The following is a 17,260-nucleotide window of genomic DNA, read 5'->3' on the forward strand; positions in this document are numbered from 1 at the left end:
CAGTGAAAACTATGCCGCTACGGCATGGTCAAGCACCGCAGGTGAGATCGCGCGTCGGGCGCTCGCCCGTGGTCAGGAACTTCGTGACCACGTCGTTGGCGCACGTGTTCTTGCCGATCAGGAACGTGCCGTGGCCGCCCTGATCAGCGGTCACCATGCGCGCCCGATCACCGAGCGCGTGGCGCATCTTCCGCGCGGCGGCCAGCGGCGTCGCCGGGTCGCGGGTGTTCTGCGCGAGCAGCACGTTCGACGGCCCGTTGTCCCCGACCCGCACCGGCGGCTCAGCGGACTCGGTCTGCCAGAACGCGCACGGCCGGATGTTCGCGGCGGCCGCGCCGAACTTCGGGTAGCGCACGCGGTCGACGGCGACGTCGTGCTGGTAGGAGGCCACCGACCTCGACCAGCGGGAGTCGTTGCAGATCACGTAGAGGTGGCTGGCGATCTTGTTCTCCAGGCCGGTCGGGTCCCCGGGGATCGGCGGCAACGGCTGGTCGGTGTCGAGCGCGCGCCAGATCCTGGCCATCAGCTCCAGCTGCCCGTCGCCGTAGCTGAGGCCGAAGCTCATCAGGCGGAAGGTCGCTCCGTCCACGCCCTGCACCGGCGCGCGGTCCAGGCGCGCGGCGAGGTCGAAGTACTTCGCCTCCACCTGCTGAGGCGTGCTGCCCAGGCCGTACTCCGGCTTCGCGGAGGCGAACTTCGCGAAGTCCGGGAACCGGTCCTCGACGCCCCGGCCCATCATGCGCCCGCCCTCGCGGTCCAAGCCCTCCGGGACCAGGTTGCTGTCGAGCACGATGCGGTCGCTGCGCTGCGGGAACAACGTCGTGTAGACCGCGCCGAGGTGCGTGCCGTACGAGTAGCCCAGGAAGGAGATCTTCTTCTCCCCCAAGGCTTCCCGGATGCTGTCCATATCGCGCGCGGTGCTCGCCGTGCTCGTGTGCGGCAGCATGTACGCGGTCTTCGACTCGGCGCACTGCTTCGCGACCGCCTTGGACCTCTCGGCGTGCTTGGCCACGTCGGCCGCGTCGCGCGCGTAGGGCGGGACGTTGCCCCTCAGCTGCTGCTCTTCGGTCAGATCGCACGTCACCGGCGTGCTGCGGCCGACCCCGCGCGGGTCGAAGCCGATGATGTCGTAGCTGTCCAGCACGCTCTGCGGCACCTTGAGCGCGACGAGCGTGGCCGGGAAGTCCAGCCCGAACCCGCCCGGCCCACCGGGGTTGGTCAGCAGCACCCCCCGCCGCTTCGCCGGGTTCGTGCTGGCCAGGCGCGAGACCGCGATCTCAATCTTGCGCCCCTTCGGGTCCTTGTAGTCCAAGGGCACGTCCAGGGTGGTGCACTGCATTCCCGGCGCGGTGGCCCCCGGCTTCGGGCAGTCTCCCCACTTCAGCGCGGTCTGCGGCGGCGCGGCCTGCGCGAGGACGGGCACGGCTGTCGCCATCGCCACGGCGAGGACGATCGGTACGGCTTTCCTCATGGTTCCCCCGATCAACGAGTGCGGGCGCTGAGCCCGCTGGAACCGAGTAGAAACCGTGCCGTCACGGCATGGTCAAGGGAACGCTCCCGAGCCGGGCGACGTCAACCCGACGAGGACGACTCCGAAATCGAGCTGGCCGAGGAGCAGGCGGAGCGCGCCAGGCAGACGATCTAGGCCCTGTCCAGCAAGTCCTCAGGTTCCCCGGTCTTCAAGACCACCCAACCCCCACCCCCACCGTCTCCAACGACAGCAAACCCCTGCAACACCGCAGGGTTTGCGGGGGTTAACGATGATCAGCAGCGGGGTTTGGTGGTCTTGAAGACACCCCAACCCCTCGGCGGGACTGCGACCGGGATGCGCAGCGCGACCACTTGCGGGACAGGCGCTAGGCCCTGTCCAGCGAGCGCAGGACCAGCGAGCGGATCTGGGGCTCGATCTTGGCGGTGGTGTGCGCCATGACCACCACGCCGAGGCCCTCGCTCGGATCGGCCCACCAGGTCGTCCCGCCCGCGCCGGGCCACGTCACCTCGCCGACGGAGCCCGGCGTCGGCGCGCCACCGATCCGCCGCCGCACGGCGAGCCCGATCCCGAAGCCGTGCCCGGGGTTCCACCCGCGCTTCTCCAGCCTGCTGGTGTCGGTGCCGGGCGCGAGCTGGTCGGCGAGCATGTACTCGGCGGTCTTGCGGCCGAGCACGGGATTTCCCTTGTCCAGCAGCATCTTCACGAACTTGAGATAGTCGCCCGCCGTGCTCACCAGCCCCGCTCCGCCGGAGTGGAATCGCGCGCGGGACAGTTCGGGCAGCACGTGTCCGGTCAGCGGGCGGGCGTAGCGGTCGCGCCGGCCGTCGGGCACGCCGAAGGTGGTGTCGGTCATCCCCAGCGGTGCGCAGACCTCCTCGCGCAGGAACTGGCCGAGCGAGCGGCCGGTGAGCGACTCGATGATCAGCCCGGTGAGGTCGAGGCCCCAGCCGTAGTGCCACATCGCGCCGGGCTCGTGCAGCAGCGGCAGCGCGCTCAAGCGCTCGACGAACTCCGCGCCGGTCAGGTCCGTCATGCCGTCACCGACCGCCTCGGCGTAGAGCCGGTGCACCGGCGTGTCGCCGAGGAGCCCCTCTGGCATACCGGCGGTGTGCCGCAGCAGATCGAGCACTGTCGGCTGGACAGCGTTGTCGGCGAACGCGGGCAGGTAGGTGCCGATCGGCTCGTCGAGCACGAGCTGCCCGCGCTCCACCAGCAGCAGCGCGCCGACCGCCGTGATCGGCTTGCTCATCGACGCGATCCAGAACAGGGCGTCCTCCGGCATCGCCACCCCCTGCGCCGGGTCGAGGTGCCCGAACGCCTCGAAGAAGACCGTCTGTCCATTGTGGACGACACCGATCACCGCGCCCGGCACGCGACCGGCTGCGATCTCCGCCTCGATGAACTCAGCAACGCGCTCCATGTGCGCGATCATCGCACTCGCAGCAGCGTTGTGAGGCCGAACGCGATCAGCACGACTCCGCCGATGCGCGCCATGTGCAGAGCGAAAGCACGCAGCGAGCGCAGGACAGTTGCGCACGTGGTCAGCCAGCACGCCATGAGCACCGCGTGCACGAGGGCGAGCACGAGCACGTTCGCGGCCGTGAAAGCGTTGCTGGCCAGGAACTGTGGCGCGAGCGTGAGGTAGACGGCAGCCGCCTTCGGGTTGAGCAGGTTCATCAGGAAGGCCGTGTGGACGCGCACGGGTTCTTCGGACCGAGCCGCAGTTGTGACGCGCCTCCCGCGAAGCAGTGAGGCGACTCCGAGGCCGATCAGGCACAGGGCACCCGCGACCTGCACGAGCCGGTAGAGCTGCGCGGACTCCATGACGATCACGGAGAGCCCGAGTGCCGCGAGCGCCGCGTGGCTCAGGATGCCGAGCGCCGTGCCGAGGACGACCCGCCGCACGACAACGGGAGCAGCCCCGTGTGCCGCGACCAGCGTGAAGCTGGCGCCGGGGGTGAGCACGACCGGCAGGATCGCGAACCCGAATCCGATGATCGCCGCGAGCGGTGGCATCGCTCAGCTCGCGTAGTGGAACGTCGTGGTCACGGCGCCGTCGTCGAAGCGGTGCAGCGCCAAGCCCGGCGCGTGCTCGCGGTTGGTCAACGGCCGGTGATCGGGATCGAGGCGCAGCGCGGAGACGACTCCGGGAGCGACGATCACAGGCACTCCGGCGAAGGACGACACCGTGGGCGTGTGCACATGGCCGCAGAGAACGGCCGTCACGGTGCCGATGCGCTCGATGAGCCGCGCGAGCGCGTCGGGATTGCGCAGGCCCGTCGGATCGGCGTAGGCGTGGCCGATCGCGACCGGCGGTTGGTGCAGCGCGAGAACCACCCGGCGAGCCCCCTGGGCCTGCTCGATCGCTTGCTCGACGACGTCTTCGCGGAGCACGCCGTGGTCCTCGCCGGGAACCGTCGTGTCGAGCCCCACGACGCGAAGATCACCGACGTCGAGCACGCTTCCGCGCAGCTGAGCCGGGTCGTCGTGGTTGCCCGGCACGGCCAGCCACGGCGCGCGCCCCGAGACCAGGCCGTTGAACTGCGCGTACTCGCCGGCTGATCCGGTGTCGGCGATGTCTCCGGTGATCACGATCGCGTCGGGCGTGCGCGAGGGTGGGAGCAGGTCGAGCACGGCTCGGAGCCGGGCCGCCCGCGCCGCCGAGCCGTCCAGGTGGGGGTCGCTCACGTGCAGCAGGGTGGTTGTCATGCTCGCCAACATAACGGATAATCTGATTTAACCGTTAGCGGAGGTGGGGATGTTCGAGCTCGCGGAGGGCTCCGGCGGCGAGACCGCCATGGCACTCGTCAGCACGATCGCGCACGACGGCAACGGCGGTGTCGCCGACGCGTTCGCCGACGACGCGGGCGTCAACTCCTGGTGTGCCGCAAGGTTTTCCGACTTCACGCCACGCTCATCGGCTCAGGCGGAGCGGCTGCGCGCGCTGCGCTTCGCGGCCAGGTCGGCCTTCGCCGCGACCGTCTCACCGCACCCGCCGAGCCGCGTCGAGCGCCAGCAGCGGATGAGCGACGCCGAAGCCGCCTCGGTGCTCCAGGCCGCGATCACGGCGCTGCGCCTGCAACCGACCGTGGCCATCGACGACTCCGGCGTCCGGCGCGGGTTCCAGACCGCCGCGCAAGATCAGAAACTCATCGAAGGCGTGCTCGCGCTGGCCGTCGTCGAGTTCCTCACCGGCCCGCTCGCCGCACGCCTGCGCTCCTGCCAAGCACCGCGCTGCGTCCGGTACTTCGTGCAGGACCACGGGCGCCAGCAGTGGTGCAAGACCTCGTGCGGCAACCGAGCCCGCGCCGCCCGTTTCGCCAGCCAACACCGCCCCGATCCCACCTGACCGGCGTTGAAGACACCCCGACCGATCCCACTTGTCCGTTTCGTACTCTTAGCGGGACTTCCCCGAGCCGCGGAGGACTGATGGACCAACCGAGACCGTTGCCGCCCTTCGCGTTCCGAGGGGTCGGGCTCGTCGCCGTGCTCCAGGCGCTCGTCCTCACCGTGCTGTCCGGGCGGTACGGCTTCCACCGCGACGAGCTGTACTTCCTCGCGGCGGGCAAGCGCCTCGACTGGAGCTACGTCGACCAGCCGCCGATCACGCCACTGCTGGCCAGGATCGGCTCGGCGTTGTTCGGTGACACGCCGAGCGGAGTGCGGGTGATCGCAACGCTGCTCGCCGTCGGGGTCGTGGTGGTGATCGCGTTGGTGGCGCGCGAACTCGGCGGCGACGCCAGGGCGCAGGTCTTCGCGGCGGCGGGGACCTCGCTGTCCACCTATGTGCTCGTGGTGTCGCACATGTTGTCCACCGCGACCGTGGATCTGTTGGTGTGGTCGGTGATCGGCCTGCTGGCGCTGAGGTTGCTGCGCACCGGCGACGGGCGGCTGTGGCTGGCGATCGGCGCGGCGATCGGGGTCGGGCTCGCGAACAAGTGGTTGGTGCTGCTGCTCGTTTCAGCGCTGGGCGCGGCGGTGCTGCTGGTCGGGCCCCGCTCGGTGCTGCGCACGTGGTGGTTGGCCGCCGGGGTCGGCGTGACGGCGCTGCTGGCGGCTCCGTTGGTGATCTGGCAGATCGCGCACGGGTTCCCGCAGCTGACCGTGGCGGCGGGCATCAGCTCGCAGGACGGCGGCGAGAACCGGCTCATGTTCGTTCCGCTGCAACTGGTGTACCTGCTGCCGGTGCTCGTCCCGGTGTGGTTGGCGGGAATGCGGCGGCTGTGGCGCGAACCTGAGCTGCGCTGGGCCCGCGCGCTGCCGGTGAGCTACCTCGTGGTCTGCGTGGAACTGTTGGTGCTGGGCGGAAAGCCGTACTACTCGATGCCGTTGTTGTTGCTGCTGGTTACTGCGGGCGCGGGGTCCGCCTCGGACTGGTTCTCGCGGAGCACACCCCTCTCCGGGCGGCTTCTCAACGGCGCGGGCGCGCTCGTCTCGGTGGTGGCGTCCGTGCTCGTGGCGCTGCCGCTCCTGCCCGCCTCCGCGCTCGGCGGCAGCTTCGTGCTGGCGGTGAACAAGGAGCAGGCCGAGCAGGTCGGCTGGCCCGCGTTCACCGCGACCGTCGCGGGTGTGTGGCAGCAGATCCCGTTGGGGCAGCGAGACAAGGCCGTCATCCTTGCCAGGAACTACGGCCAGGCCGGGGCGATCGACCGCTACGGCCCGGAACACGGCCTGCCCCAAGCCTTTTCGGGGCACATGTCCTACGCCGACTGGGGTCCTCCGCCGGAGTCCAAGAACGGCCCCGTGGTGCTCGTCGGCTTCAAGTCGCACGAGGGCTTCACCGGCTGTCGCGTGATCACGGCGCACGACAACGGCATCGGCCTGGACAACCAGGAGCAGGGCACCCAGATCACCCTCTGCGCCGCCCCGGCCGCCCCCTGGCCACAACTCTGGCCCACCCTCCGCCGCTTCTACACCTAGCCCCCGCCAAGTCATCAGGTTCGCCGGTCTTCAAGACCACCCAACCCCCACCCCAACCGTCTTCAACGACAGCAAACCCCCCGCAAGACCGCGGGGTTTGCGGCGGTTAACGATGATCAACTGAGGGGTTTGCTGGTCTTGAAGACACCCCAACCCCCGGGCGGGACTGCGACTGGGATGCGCAGCGCGACCACTTGCAGGGCTAGCCCTAGTCGAGACAGAACTCGTTGCCCTCGGGGTCGGTCATCACGATGAAGCCCGCGTTCATGGGCGGCTCCGGATCGTCACGGCGCACTCGCGTGGCGCCCAACGCGACCAGCCGCGCGCACTCGGCCTCCAACGCCTCCATGCGCTCCTCGCCGCGCAGACCGGGAGCCGCGCGCACGTCGAGGTGCAGGCGGTTCTTCGCCACCTTGTCCTCCGGGACCTGCTGGAAGAAGATCCGCGGGCCGTGCCCGGAAGGGTCCTCGATCGCCGAGCGCGTGTTGCGCTGGTCCTCCGGCACGCCCACGCTCGCGAGGAAGTCGTCCCAGGCCGCGAGCGGATCGGCGCCCGGAGGCAGCTCGACGCCGGGCGGGGCCGGGTGGACGTAGCCCAGGACCTCGCCCCAGAACGTCGACAGCGCCTTCGGGTCGTGGGCGTCGAAGGTGACCTGGATGTGGCGGCTCATCGCGTAGCTCCGTTCGTGGGTCGGCGAGCGCCACCCTGACACGCGTTGCGGACAGCCGCTGCCCTGGAACCTAAGTTCGACAGACATCGAACTAAGGCGTACCGTCCCCCGTATGGTTCCAGAAAACTCGAACGAAGAGCTGCGGGTCGGCGTGATCGGTGCCTCGGGCTGGGCGAACGTCAGCCACCTGCCCGCGCTGGCCGGGACGGAAGGACTCCGGGTCACCGCCGTCTCCACCAGCCGCGAGGAATCCGCGCGCGAGGTGGCCGAGCGGTGGAACGTCCCTGCTTGGCACACCGGCGCCGCCGAACTGGCCAAGCGCGAGGACGTCGACCTGATCACCGTCTCCGTCAAGGCACCCCTGCACCGCAGCGTCATCGAAGAGGTCGTCGCGGCGGGCAAACCGGTGCTCGTCGAGTGGCCGATGGGCACCTCCGCCGCCGAAGCCGCACTGCTCGCCGAGCTGTTCGAATCCTCAGGGACGCCTGGCTTCGTCGGACTGCAAGCGACCGTTCACCCGGTGCTAGTCGAACTCGGGCGGCGCGTGGCCGCCGGAGAGCTAGGAACCGTTGTCAGCGTTGTCTTTCGCTCCTCGCGCGCGAACAACGAGCCGCTCCCCTCCTCCTGGGCCTACACGCTGCGAGCGGAGAACGGCGCCGGGATGCTGGAGATCCTTGGCGGACACGGGATCTCCGCGTTGCTGACCGCGCTGGGAATCGACCTCGCGAACGCGCCGCTCCCGATCGGTGGCCTCGTGAAGCAGGTGAAGCACGAGTTCCTGGGCGAGGACGGCACCACGATCCACTCCACCAGTCCTGACACCGCCGCCGGAGTGCTCGAACTGGAGTCGGGCGTCGCTTCCCTCAGCTTCGTCACCGGCGACACCGCGCCGAGCACGGAGATCACCATCGTCGGCACCGCCGGGCGTGCGTACGCGAAGACGCTGACCGCGCCGGACCTCCGCTTGAACCAGCCGCAGATGGCGGAGTGGACAGCGGAGATCGCGGGCGAGCGGATCGACTCCCCGGAGAGCCACCTCCCGCTCACCGCGCGCAACCTTTCGAGGCTCTACGAAGCCCTCCGGCGCGGAGATCCCGCAGTTCCCCGCGCAGCGGACGCGGTGGCGCTGCACCGCGTGCTCGACGGGCTGCGAGCGGCTACTTCACGAGCTTGAGCTGCGCGACAAGGGCGTCGCAGCCGGTGTCGATGGCCTTCGCGGCGTCCTTGTTCGTGTCGGTCCAACGGCAGCGGATCGAGACCGGCTTGCCCTGCGGGTCCTTGTTCGGGATGTAGTAGACGCGCTGGTTGACGGTCACGTTCGGGTCGCGCGGCGCCTTCGACGGGCCGATGGTCTGCACGACCGAGTCGCGCCCGTCGACGGCCTTGCGGGAGTACCGCGTCGGCGGGAGGTCCTTCGCGATCACCCTGGGGTTCTTCAGCGAGTGCTCGATGGCGGCGGCGTCGCCCTTGTAGAGCGACTCAGAGCCCACGGTGATGTAGTTCTGGTTGTCCTGCGGGTTGCTCTGCGGCGTCAGCACCGCGTGGTAGCTGCCGCCCCAGCTGACCAGCTTCGTGGCGTTGGTGAGGCCGCTCGGCAGCTCGGCCGTGTAGAACTTGCCCTCCGGGTCCCCGATGCCGTTCGCGGGCAGCGCGGCGCCGGTGGTGGTCGTCGGCGCCGGACGGCTGGTGGTCGTCGGCGCCTGCACCTGCTGCTCACTGGCAGGGCTGGCGGAGCCGACGACGCTGGAACCACAACCGCTGGTCAGCACGGCGGTGAGCACCGCGAGGCCGGAAAAGGACACGACTGAACGCCTCATGGCCGCATCCTCGCACAGACCCATCCGCAGCACCCCTGGTCGCGGGAATGCGCCCCTGTTTCAGGCGTGGGTGAAGCACTCCGCCAACAACCGCATTCCTTCAGTGATCCCCGTCGCAGCGCCATAACCGAACGCGAGGCCGCGCTCCCCGATGCCACCGTCGCAATAGGACGCCAAGCTCTCGACAGCGACCCCGCGCTGCCGCGCCCGCGCGCGCACGGCTTCGACATCGATGTCCGTTCCAGGTCGCAACCGCGCGGCCATGTGCAGGCCCGCCAACGACTCCACGGGATCCAGCCACTCGGCCAGCTCATCGCGCAGGCCGGTCAGGATCAGCTCGCGCCGCGAAGCGTAGACGCGCGTCGCCCTGCGCACGTGCCTGGACAGCTCGCCGCAGTCGACCAGCCCGGCGAGCGCGGCCTGGCTGATGCTCTCGCCGTGCCAGTCGGTGAGCCGCTTCGCGGTCCGCAGCGCGGGCAGCAGCGGCCCGGGCGCGACGAGAAAACCCAGGCGCAGCACGGGGAGCAACGTCTTGGAGAAGGTGCCGACGTAGATCACGCGCCCTGTGCGGTCCAGTCGCTGCACGGGGTCGAGCGGGTGCTCGCCGTAGCGGAACTCGCTGTCGTAGTCGTCCTCGACGATCACCGAGTCGTGCCGCTCCGCCCAGTCGAGCAGTTCCGCCCTGCGCGCCGCAGACATCGGCATCCCCAAGGGAAACTGGTGCGACGGCGTGACGTACACGATCCGCGCCGACGCGGGCAGCGCGGCAACGATCAAGCCCTCGTCGTCCACGGGAACGCCGACGACCTTCGCGCCGAGCGAGCGGAACAGCAGCCGCGCGGCCGGATAACCGGGCTCCTCGACCGCGACGGGATCTCCGGGCTCGATCAGCACCCTGCCGATGAGGTCGAGCGCCTGCTGAGCGCCGTGGGTGAGCACGACGTCGTCGGCGTCGGCGCGCACGGACCTGGACACGCCGACATAGCGCGCGACGGCTTCGCGCAACCCGGCGTGACCAGCGCTGTCGTTGTAGCCGCTGATCGCTCGCACCGTGGAGGCGCGCAGCTCGCTCGCGACCAGGCGGCGCCACGCGGCGTAGGGGAACAGACCCGTGTCGGGGGTGCCGAGGCGGAAGTCGTGCACGGGCGGCGGGCCCGGCTCGTCCTCCACGCGCTCCAGCTCCGTCCACAGTGGACGCGCGCGGACCGCGCTGTCCGAAGACGCGCTCCGGCGGCGAGGGCGGATAGGCGTGTTCTCCACGAACGTGCCCGCGCCGACGCGAGCCGCGACGTAGCCCTCCGCGGCGAGGCGGTCGTAGGCCACGGCGACCGTGCTGCGCGCGACCTGGAGCCTGCGGGCCAGCTCGCGCGTCGGGGGCAGCCGGTCACCGGGGCGCAGGCGCCCGTCCAGGATCGCGTCGAGCAGCTGGCGGTAGATCCGGGACGTGAGATCGCCCGGACCCGCCAGGGAGATGTGCACGTCCACCACCGGACCGTACCCTTCTCCCGCTCAGATTGGCCTGGTCAGATAGCGCGGAATTGGCGCTTCTGCGAACCAATTCCGAGAAGTTGAATCACGGCGTGACAAGCGCTGACCTGTGGTTCGACCCGAAGTGCCCGTGGGTGTGGAACACCTCCCGGTGGTTGCTGGAGGTGGAGCGCGTCCGCGAGGTGCGGGTGCGCTTCCACGTGATGAGCCTGTGGCTGCTCAACGAGGGCCGCGCCGGGCTGGAGCCGTGGTACGAGCGCTGGCTGGCGGACACGCTCGGCCCGGTCCGAGTCCTCATCGCGGCCGAGCAGGAGCACGGCAGCGCGGTGCTGCGCGGGCTGTACACGGCGCTGGGCAACCGCATCCACCACGAGAAGGTGGAGATCGGTCCCCAGCTCTACGCCGAAGCACTCGCCGAGGTCGGGCTGCCGCAGAGGCTGGCCGAGGCCGCTGACGTGTCCAGCCACGACGACGCGCTGCGCGTCAGCCACCACGCCGGGCTCGACCCCGTCGGCGAGAACCTCGGCACTCCGGCTCTGCACATCACCGGCTCGGATGGAACGCGAAGCGCCTTCTTCGGCCCTGTCGTGAGCCCGGTTCCCCGTGGCGAGGCGGCTGGGCGGTTGTGGGACGGTGTCGTGGCGGTCTGCGGTACTCCCGGTTTCTTCGAGCTGAAGCGCGGTCGCACAGAGTCCGCCAGCGTTGAACTTCAGAGGGTTGACTGATGTCTCGTGTCCTGCCGCAGGGGCCACTGCGAGCGCTGGCCATCGCGCAACTGGCGAACTCCGTCGGTGACGGCGCTTTCTACGCGTGTTCGGCGTTGTTCTTCATCCACGTCGCCGGGCTCTCCGCCACCCAGGTCGGGCTCGCGCTGACGATCGGCTGGGCGACGGCGATGGCCGCCGGGACCCCGCTCGGCGCGCTCGCCGACCGTTGGGGACCGCGCCGCACCGCGATCTGGCTGTCCGTGGCCGTCGCCTTCACGCTCGGCGCGGTCCTGCTCGTGCGCTCGTTCCCCTTGGTGCTGCTCGTGATCTGCGGCTACGCGTGCTGTCAGGCAGGCCTCGGCGCCGCGCGGCAGGCACTGCTCGCCGTCCTCGTGCCCCCGGCCGAGCGCACCGCGGCCCGCGCCCACCTCCAGTCCACCCTGAACGTCGGCCTGGCGCTCGGTGCCGGGCTGGGCGCGCTGGCCCTGTGGTCCGGCACGTACACGGCCTACCTGGCGGTGTTCAGCATGGACGCGGTGAGCTTCCTGCTCGCGGCCCTCGTGCTGCGCAAGCTGCCCCCGACGCCGCCCGTCCCGCGCACCACCGAGTCGAAGTCGGGTGTGCTGCGCGATCGGCCGTACGTCGCGGTGACGCTGCTCAACGCGATCATGTGCCTCAACATGCCGTTGCTGAGCCTCGGCCTGCCGATGTGGGTCGCCCAGCGCACAGACGCTCCGGCGCCGGTGGCCGCGATGTTGCTGATGCTCAACATGCTCGGCGTCGTGCTGTTCCAGGTGCGGGTGGCGCGGCAGGTCACCGGCCTGCGCAGCGCCACCCGTGCCACCGGGCGCGCGGGCTGGCTGATGCTCGCGGCATGCGGTGCCTACGCGCTGTCCGGAGTGGACGGTGGAGCCTGGGTCGCCGTCGGGTTGCTGGTGGTCGCCGCGCTCATCCAGGTGTTCGGTGAGATGGCGCACGGCGCGGGCAGCTGGGAGATCGGCTTCGCCCTGGCACCTCCGGAGCGCCAGGGCCAGTACCAGGGCTTCTTCGGGATGGGTCCGCAGATCGCGCGGATGATGGGGCCCCTGCTGCTCACCACGCTGCTGATCGGCTGGGGCACGGTCGGCTGGCTGGTGCTCGGCGGCCTGTTCCTGTTGGCGGGCCTCGCTTTCGGCCCGGTCGTGCGGCGCGCCGAGGCCCGGCTCAGCCCAGCAGCTTTGTGACGTCGGGGGCGAACACCGTCATCCAGTGCGGGTTCAGCCGGTAGTAGACGGTCTCGTTGTCCCAGTCGAAGGCGTGGTCGCCGTAGAAGTCCTTGAGGTAGGCCACCACCTCCGGCCAGTCGTGCGCCGGTTCTTCCTTGTGGGGGTTGAGGATCTCGACCGCACCGTGGGTGAACACGCCGAGGTCCTCGCCCCGCATGTGCGCGACGCTCACGGCGGGCCGCGCGCTCATGTGACGCGCCTTCGCCGCTCCGGGCGCCGTGCCGAAGATCCACTTCCCGCGCAGGAAGTGCCCGTCCGCGCCGCTGATCCTCGGCTCGCTCTTCGCGGTCACGGTCGACAGCGCGAGCGTGCACATGCCCGTCAGCACCTGCGTGAGCTGCTCCGCCGACAGGCTGTTCTCGGTGTTGATGATCGAGCGCAGGTGCGCGGTGGAGCGGGAGAGCGAGGCGTCGAGCAGCTCCTGCAGCCGCGTGAGGTCTTCCGGCGTTTCGCGCATGGCGTTCCTTGTCCTGTCGTCGGTTCCGTGCCGTCCCATCCTCGGGCGGAACACTGACATCTTGTGTCAGCCTTAACGATTCTTCTCGGCTAAACCACTCCGGAGTGGATAGTGGTCCATATCACACCGGCTAAACCTTATCGCGGACGAGCCCGTCTTCCCTGTGTTAGCCCAGCAATTCTTGCCGCCGTGGAAGAAAGGGAGAATCTGTGAACCAGACATTCCTCAAGCGCATGTCGGCCGGTACCGCGATCGCGTTCGCGCTCGGTCTCGCCGGGTCCTCCGCCGCGCTGGCCGCACCTCCGACCGGCGAGGAGCCCGCCATCCCGCCGTGCGCGTCGGGAGATCTCGCGGTCGCACTGGACACCGCCAAGGAGTCCGCGCAGGCGAAGGGCCAGTTCCGGATCGCGGTGACCTTCACGAACATCTCCGACCGCACCTGCGTCACCGAGGGCGTTCCCACCGTCGACCTCGTCGGCCCGGAGGACCCCAATGGCCCGGTCTACACGCTGGCGCACGGCGTGACGGAGGCTCCGGCGAGCTTCCTCACCCCCGACGGGACGGCCACCACCACGGAGATCGTCGTGCTCACGCAGTCGCCGGGTTCGGTCGGCACCTCGGGCTCGACGGCATGGACGCCGACCCACGCCCACATCACGCCCAAGGGCCTGGAGCAGCCGATGATCGCCGAGTGGAACTCGAAGCTGCCGGTGCTCCGCCAGGACGGCGCCACCCGCCCCGGCTCCTTCGTCGAGGGAATCCGCAGCTAGACCGGACGCGCGGCGGGACCGGTCCCGGGCGGGTGGCGTGACAGTGGGGGCATGAGCGAACCAACACAGCGGCCGCGGCGCCCGACGGCGCTGATCGCGGCCTTGGTGATCCTGCCCGTGGCGTCGCTGCTGTTCGCCATGGCCGCCACGCACCTCGGCGGTCCGAGAAATCCCGACACCAGCCCACCGGTCATCGCACTGGTCTTCTCGCTGCTGGCGATCCGTTTCGGCTGGGCGCGCGCGACCTCGCTCGCGTTCCTGGCTTTCCTGACGATTCTGTGGTTGCCGGGTGCCGTCGAACACGGCAATGACTCGGCTTCCACACAACAAGCCGCGATCTACGTGTTCGTCGCCACCGCGCTGTTCATCGCCGGAGCGGTTCTCGCCTATCAACCCGTGTCGTCGGAGTACTACAAGCTGCGTGCTCAGCCGAAATAGGTGAGCGATTGGCGCGGCAGCTCCGGAGAAGCCCGGTGGGAGATCGTGACGAGGGTGCCGGGCCGCGCGGAGAACGAGCGCTCGACGTGGCGTTCGGCGGCGGCGTCGAGGTCGCTGGTCGCCTCGTCGAGCACCACCAAACGCGCCTTGGACACGTAGACCCGGACGAGCGCGATCAGCTGCCGCTCCCCCGCCGACAACGCGGAAGCGTCCACAGTGGACTCGTAGCCGCCGATGCGGTCGACGAGCGCCCGAGCACCTAAGACGTCGACCGCGCGGTCGAGTTCCTCATCGCTGGCTTCAGACAGGTAGCGCAGGTTCTCGCCAAGGGTGCCAACGAAGACGAACGCCTGCTGCGGGATGAGAGCGACCTCCGCGCGGTCGACCTCGGTGATCGGCACACCACCGAGCAGCACACGGCCGGAGTGCGGCTCGTCCACCCCGGCGAGCAGCGACGCGAGCGTGGACTTGCCGATACCGCTCGCCCCGGCGATGGCCAGGTGGCCGCCCGCGCCCACGGTGAGGTCGAGCCCGCGCACGATCGGCTCGGCGGAGACGCCGTAGGAGAACGACAGCTCCTCCGCGACCAGCTCGTTCGACGACGGGTGCGCGGTGCGGGGCGCGGCCGGAGCCGGCGGCTGGGAGGTCTCCTCGATGCGCGTCAGGGTGACGGACAACTGCGTCCAGAAGCCGCTGACCGTGCCCGTGATCATCCGTAGCGCCGGGAGCAGGTGCGCGGAGATGTAGGTCGCGGCGCCGACGAACTCCCCTGGCGTGAGCGTCGCGGAGGCCAGCAGTGCCGGGCCTGCGCCGATCAGGATCACCAACGGCACGTAGCCGCCCGCTGTGGTCAGCAGGACTCGCAGCGCTTCGACACGGCCCTGCGCGACGGTGGCGGCGGCGTGCTCCTCAGCCGCGTCGACGACGGCTCCGGCCGCGCGGTCCTCAACACCGAGGGCAGTGATGTCGCGGCGCCCCAGCAGAACGCGGCCGGTCTCGGCGGCGACGCGCTCATCGGCCAGCACGACCGCGCGGCGTCGCCGGGCCAGCGCGCGGACGGTGAACGGGAAGACGAGGAGCACCACCACCAGCGGCACGCCCATGATCAGCAGCATGACGGGGGCGAGCGCGGCGGCTCCGACGACGGCCACGGCGAGGGTGAGCACGAGCGGGCGGAGTGTCCGCACCAGGGCTCCGGTCAGGCCGCGCGCCTGCTCGACCTGCCCGGTCAGCCTGGAGATCACCGCGGGGTCGGCCGTCGTGCTGTGGCTGCCCCGATGCGCCACGGCGGCGTGAATGGTGCCTTCGACCACGCGCGTGACCAGGTTGTCGCGAAAGGACTCCACGACCTCGGCGAGGTGCGGGAAGACGGCTCGCTCAGCCACCCCGCGCAGCACGTGCAGCAGTGCGAGCACGCCGAGCCAGGCCGTGCCGACCAGGGGTGAGCCCGCCAAGAACCCCGTGTCCAGCGCGGTCGCGATCACGAGCCCGGACGCGAGCGCGGGCCCAGCCTCCACAACGGACCAGCCCGCGATGCGTGTCAGCGCGGCACCGCGCGTGCGCAAGTGGCTCAGCAGCAAGGACTTCACCTCCCGAAGACCGCTCGGTAGTCGGGGTTCGACCACAACTGCCCGTGCGAGCCGACCTCGCGGACCTTGCCGGAGTCCATCCACGCCACCAAGTCGCAGCGCTGCGCGGTCTCGGCGCGGTGCGCGATGATCAAGCGAGTGCGTCCGGCGAGCCGAGCGGTGATCGCCTCGCCGACCTCGGCCTCCGTCATGCTGTCCAGCCCCGACATCGCGTCGTCGAGCACGTAGACCCGGCTCCGCCTGGCCAGCGCCCGCGCCAGGCCGACGCGCTGCAGCTCGCCACCGGACATCGGCGCGTCGGTCAACGGGGTCTCGTAGCCCTGCGGCAGCCGCCGGATGAACGCATCCGCTCGCGCATCCTGTGCCGCCGCGACGACGTTGGACTTCCTTGTGCCGTAACCGATCGCCGCACCGACGGTGTCCCCGAGCAGCACGGGCGCCGCGAAGGCGTAGGTCACCGCGCGGCGCAGCACCGGCCACGGCAGCTCGCCCACCGCGACACCGTCCACCGTGACCCGACCGCTCGACGGATCACTGAGCCTGCCAACAGTTTCGCCGAGCGTTGACTTGCCGGAGCCGCTGTGACCGACCACCGCCATCGCCACACCGGCCGGAACGACAAGATCCACCTCGTCGAGCACGCGGCGCTCGCCCCGAACGAGCGTCACGCCCTCGAAGCGCACTTCGCCCGGGCCGGTCAGGCTGAACACCGATCCGGCGCGGGGCGGTTCTTCGGCGAGCACCTCAGCCAGACGCGCGGCGCCCGCCTTCGCGTACCCGAGTTCGAGCACGCTGTCGATCTGGTCGAAACCCGCACTCGCCAAGGACAGATATCCCACCACAGCAAGGATTTCACCCGCTGACACGACTCCGCCCGCCACACCCCAACCGGCGACCGCGAGCACCAGGATCTCGCTCAGCGCGACCAGCAGGCCCATGCGCCACACCGCTCCGCGCTGCACAGACCACAGAGCCCTGCCGCACGCGGAGAGCATGGGCAGGGGCCGCAACACCCGCGTCGTCTCGCGGTCGGCGGTGCCGGAAGCACGGATCGTGCGGATTCCGGTGAGCGCGTTGAGCAGGCGGTCGGCGATCTGGGACTGAGCCTGGAAGTACTCGCCCTGCGCACTGGTGACGTCACCGAGGAATCGCTTGGCCAGGAACAGGATCAGCGGGATCGCCAGCACGAACGCGACGCCGGAGCGCCAGTCGGTCGTCCACAGCAGCACGAGCCCGCCGACGGAGGTCGCCGCGCCCGCCACCACCTGGACGATCATCAGCGGCGCCTCGGCGGCTTCGGCGCAGGCGTGCACGATGCGGGAAACACCGTCGCCCGCGCTCAGGCTGCCGCGCGGGCCGAGCGCCAGCAGGTGCCGAACAGCGCGAACGCGCTGGGCCGCCGTGCGCGAACCGATCGCGGAGGCGCCGAGCAACGACACGGCGACCTCGCACACCGCTCCGCCGACCAAGACCAGCACGAGCGCGGTGAAACCCCTGGTGCTACCGGAGATCACAGCGTCCACAGTGGACGCGATCAGGGCGGGAGAAGCGAGCAGCGCGATCGCGCGCCCGGCGACCGCGACCCCGTAGCTGATGAGCGGCACGCGCCCCTCCCTCCACAAAAGCCCGTGCGGGCGCCGGAACCGC

17 protein-coding genes are annotated in these 17,260 nt (G+C 70.3%); 7 read left to right on the forward strand and 10 right to left on the reverse strand.

Annotated features, from left to right (window positions below; genetic code table 11):
• Positions 1 to 28: 28 nt before the first annotated feature.
• The 4 genes from ABD798_RS18890 to ABD798_RS18905 form a co-directional block, all read right to left on the reverse strand.
• Entirely contained in the window at positions 29 to 1,471 is a 1,443-nt protein-coding gene (locus ABD798_RS18890) for an alpha/beta hydrolase (protein ID WP_344876568.1), read from the reverse strand.
• A 385-nt stretch (positions 1,472 to 1,856) separates the two neighbouring features.
• Positions 1,857 to 2,912: a serine hydrolase domain-containing protein gene (locus ABD798_RS18895; protein WP_344876570.1), complete on the reverse strand. Its 1,056-nt coding sequence runs from the start codon at positions 2,910 to 2,912 to the stop codon at positions 1,857 to 1,859.
• 8 nt (positions 2,913 to 2,920) lie between these two features.
• A complete protein-coding gene (locus tag ABD798_RS18900; RefSeq protein ID WP_344876572.1) occupies positions 2,921 to 3,508 on the reverse strand; it encodes a LysE family translocator in 588 nt (195 codons plus the stop codon).
• A gap of 3 nt (positions 3,509 to 3,511) precedes the next feature.
• Positions 3,512 to 4,201 (reverse strand): metallophosphoesterase, encoded by a 690-nt coding sequence (locus ABD798_RS18905; RefSeq protein WP_344876574.1) that lies wholly within the window; start codon positions 4,199 to 4,201, stop codon positions 3,512 to 3,514.
• Positions 4,202 to 4,250: 49 nt separating this feature from the next.
• On the opposite strand from ABD798_RS18905, the gene ABD798_RS18910 reads away from it, so the two are divergent.
• On the forward strand, positions 4,251 to 4,841 hold the full coding sequence (locus ABD798_RS18910; RefSeq protein ID WP_344876576.1) for an ABATE domain-containing protein: 591 nt from the start codon (positions 4,251 to 4,253) through the stop codon (positions 4,839 to 4,841).
• A gap of 80 nt (positions 4,842 to 4,921) precedes the next feature.
• Positions 4,922 to 6,412, forward strand: coding sequence for an ArnT family glycosyltransferase (locus tag ABD798_RS18915; protein WP_344876578.1), 1,491 nt, complete (start codon positions 4,922 to 4,924; stop codon positions 6,410 to 6,412).
• Positions 6,413 to 6,620: 208 nt separating this feature from the next.
• Here the strand turns inward: ABD798_RS18915 and ABD798_RS18920 are convergent, their stop codons facing one another.
• Complete coding sequence (locus tag ABD798_RS18920) at positions 6,621 to 7,082, reverse strand: VOC family protein (RefSeq protein ID WP_344876580.1); 462 nt, start codon at positions 7,080 to 7,082, stop codon at positions 6,621 to 6,623.
• Between the two features lie 112 nt (positions 7,083 to 7,194).
• Between ABD798_RS18920 and ABD798_RS18925 the strand changes: the two genes are divergently transcribed.
• Positions 7,195 to 8,256 carry a Gfo/Idh/MocA family protein gene (locus tag ABD798_RS18925; RefSeq protein WP_344876582.1) on the forward strand — a complete coding sequence of 354 codons (1,062 nt, stop codon included), beginning with the start codon at positions 7,195 to 7,197 and terminating at the stop codon, positions 8,254 to 8,256.
• Here the strand turns inward: ABD798_RS18925 and ABD798_RS18930 are convergent.
• Entirely contained in the window at positions 8,240 to 8,899 is a 660-nt protein-coding gene (locus ABD798_RS18930) for a hypothetical protein (RefSeq protein WP_344876584.1), read from the reverse strand. The two genes, ABD798_RS18925 and ABD798_RS18930, sit on opposite strands and share 17 nt — an antisense overlap.
• Positions 8,900 to 8,959: 60 nt before the next feature.
• Positions 8,960 to 10,384 carry a MocR-like pyridoxine biosynthesis transcription factor PdxR gene (gene pdxR / locus ABD798_RS18935; protein ID WP_344876586.1) on the reverse strand — a complete coding sequence of 475 codons (1,425 nt, stop codon included), beginning with the start codon at positions 10,382 to 10,384 and terminating at the stop codon, positions 8,960 to 8,962.
• A 95-nt stretch (positions 10,385 to 10,479) separates the two neighbouring features.
• Here pdxR and ABD798_RS18940 point away from each other — a divergent pair, with 95 nt between their 5' ends.
• Positions 10,480 to 11,112: a mycothiol-dependent nitroreductase Rv2466c family protein gene (locus ABD798_RS18940; protein ID WP_344876588.1), complete on the forward strand. Its 633-nt coding sequence runs from the start codon at positions 10,480 to 10,482 to the stop codon at positions 11,110 to 11,112.
• Positions 11,112 to 12,317, forward strand: a complete 1,206-nt coding sequence (locus tag ABD798_RS18945) for an MFS transporter (RefSeq protein WP_344876590.1) — start codon at positions 11,112 to 11,114, stop codon at positions 12,315 to 12,317. Before ABD798_RS18940 ends, ABD798_RS18945 begins: the two co-directional genes overlap by 1 nt.
• On the opposite strand, the gene ABD798_RS18950 is transcribed toward ABD798_RS18945, so the two are convergent.
• Positions 12,298 to 12,816, reverse strand: a complete 519-nt coding sequence (locus ABD798_RS18950; RefSeq protein WP_344876592.1) for a pyridoxamine 5'-phosphate oxidase family protein — start codon at positions 12,814 to 12,816, stop codon at positions 12,298 to 12,300. The two genes, ABD798_RS18945 and ABD798_RS18950, sit on opposite strands and share 20 nt — an antisense overlap.
• A 209-nt stretch (positions 12,817 to 13,025) precedes the next feature.
• Between ABD798_RS18950 and ABD798_RS18955 the strand changes: the two genes are divergently transcribed.
• Positions 13,026 to 13,586 carry a DUF4232 domain-containing protein gene (locus tag ABD798_RS18955; protein WP_344876594.1) on the forward strand — a complete coding sequence of 187 codons (561 nt, stop codon included), beginning with the start codon at positions 13,026 to 13,028 and terminating at the stop codon, positions 13,584 to 13,586.
• A gap of 51 nt (positions 13,587 to 13,637) precedes the next feature.
• A complete protein-coding gene (locus ABD798_RS18960) occupies positions 13,638 to 14,024 on the forward strand; it encodes a hypothetical protein (protein WP_344876596.1) in 387 nt (128 codons plus the stop codon).
• Here ABD798_RS18960 and ABD798_RS18965 read toward each other — a convergent pair.
• Both ABD798_RS18965 and ABD798_RS18970 read right to left on the reverse strand, forming a co-directional pair.
• Positions 14,012 to 15,604: an ATP-binding cassette domain-containing protein gene (locus tag ABD798_RS18965; protein WP_344876598.1), complete on the reverse strand. Its 1,593-nt coding sequence runs from the start codon at positions 15,602 to 15,604 to the stop codon at positions 14,012 to 14,014. The genes ABD798_RS18960 and ABD798_RS18965 overlap by 13 nt on opposite strands.
• Before the next feature lie 5 nt (positions 15,605 to 15,609).
• The gene (locus ABD798_RS18970) at positions 15,610 to 17,217 is read right to left on the reverse strand and encodes an ABC transporter ATP-binding protein (RefSeq protein ID WP_344876600.1); all 1,608 of its coding nucleotides are present in this window, start codon (positions 17,215 to 17,217) and stop codon (positions 15,610 to 15,612) included.
• Positions 17,218 to 17,260: the final 43 nt, after the last annotated feature.

This window comes from Allokutzneria multivorans (genome assembly GCF_039537405.1).
In the GTDB taxonomy this organism is placed as follows: Bacteria; Actinomycetota; Actinomycetes; order Mycobacteriales; family Pseudonocardiaceae; genus Allokutzneria; species Allokutzneria multivorans.

Coding starts and splice junctions, on each gene's coding strand:
- ABD798_RS18895 (WP_344876570.1), bottom strand. CDS start 2,912: ATGGAGCGCGTTGCTGAGTTCATCGAGGCGGAGATCGCAGCCGGTCGC.
- ABD798_RS18960 (WP_344876596.1), top strand. CDS start 13,638: ATGAGCGAACCAACACAGCGGCCGCGGCGCCCGACGGCGCTGATCGCG.
- ABD798_RS18905 (WP_344876574.1), bottom strand. CDS start 4,201: ATGACAACCACCCTGCTGCACGTGAGCGACCCCCACCTGGACGGCTCG.
- ABD798_RS18915 (WP_344876578.1), top strand. CDS start 4,922: ATGGACCAACCGAGACCGTTGCCGCCCTTCGCGTTCCGAGGGGTCGGG.
- ABD798_RS18950 (WP_344876592.1), bottom strand. CDS start 12,816: ATGCGCGAAACGCCGGAAGACCTCACGCGGCTGCAGGAGCTGCTCGAC.
- ABD798_RS18930 (WP_344876584.1), bottom strand. CDS start 8,899: ATGAGGCGTTCAGTCGTGTCCTTTTCCGGCCTCGCGGTGCTCACCGCC.
- ABD798_RS18900 (WP_344876572.1), bottom strand. CDS start 3,508: ATGCCACCGCTCGCGGCGATCATCGGATTCGGGTTCGCGATCCTGCCG.
- ABD798_RS18910 (WP_344876576.1), top strand. CDS start 4,251: ATGTTCGAGCTCGCGGAGGGCTCCGGCGGCGAGACCGCCATGGCACTC.
- ABD798_RS18920 (WP_344876580.1), bottom strand. CDS start 7,082: ATGAGCCGCCACATCCAGGTCACCTTCGACGCCCACGACCCGAAGGCG.
- ABD798_RS18890 (WP_344876568.1), bottom strand. CDS start 1,471: ATGAGGAAAGCCGTACCGATCGTCCTCGCCGTGGCGATGGCGACAGCC.
- ABD798_RS18945 (WP_344876590.1), top strand. CDS start 11,112: ATGTCTCGTGTCCTGCCGCAGGGGCCACTGCGAGCGCTGGCCATCGCG.
- ABD798_RS18925 (WP_344876582.1), top strand. CDS start 7,195: ATGGTTCCAGAAAACTCGAACGAAGAGCTGCGGGTCGGCGTGATCGGT.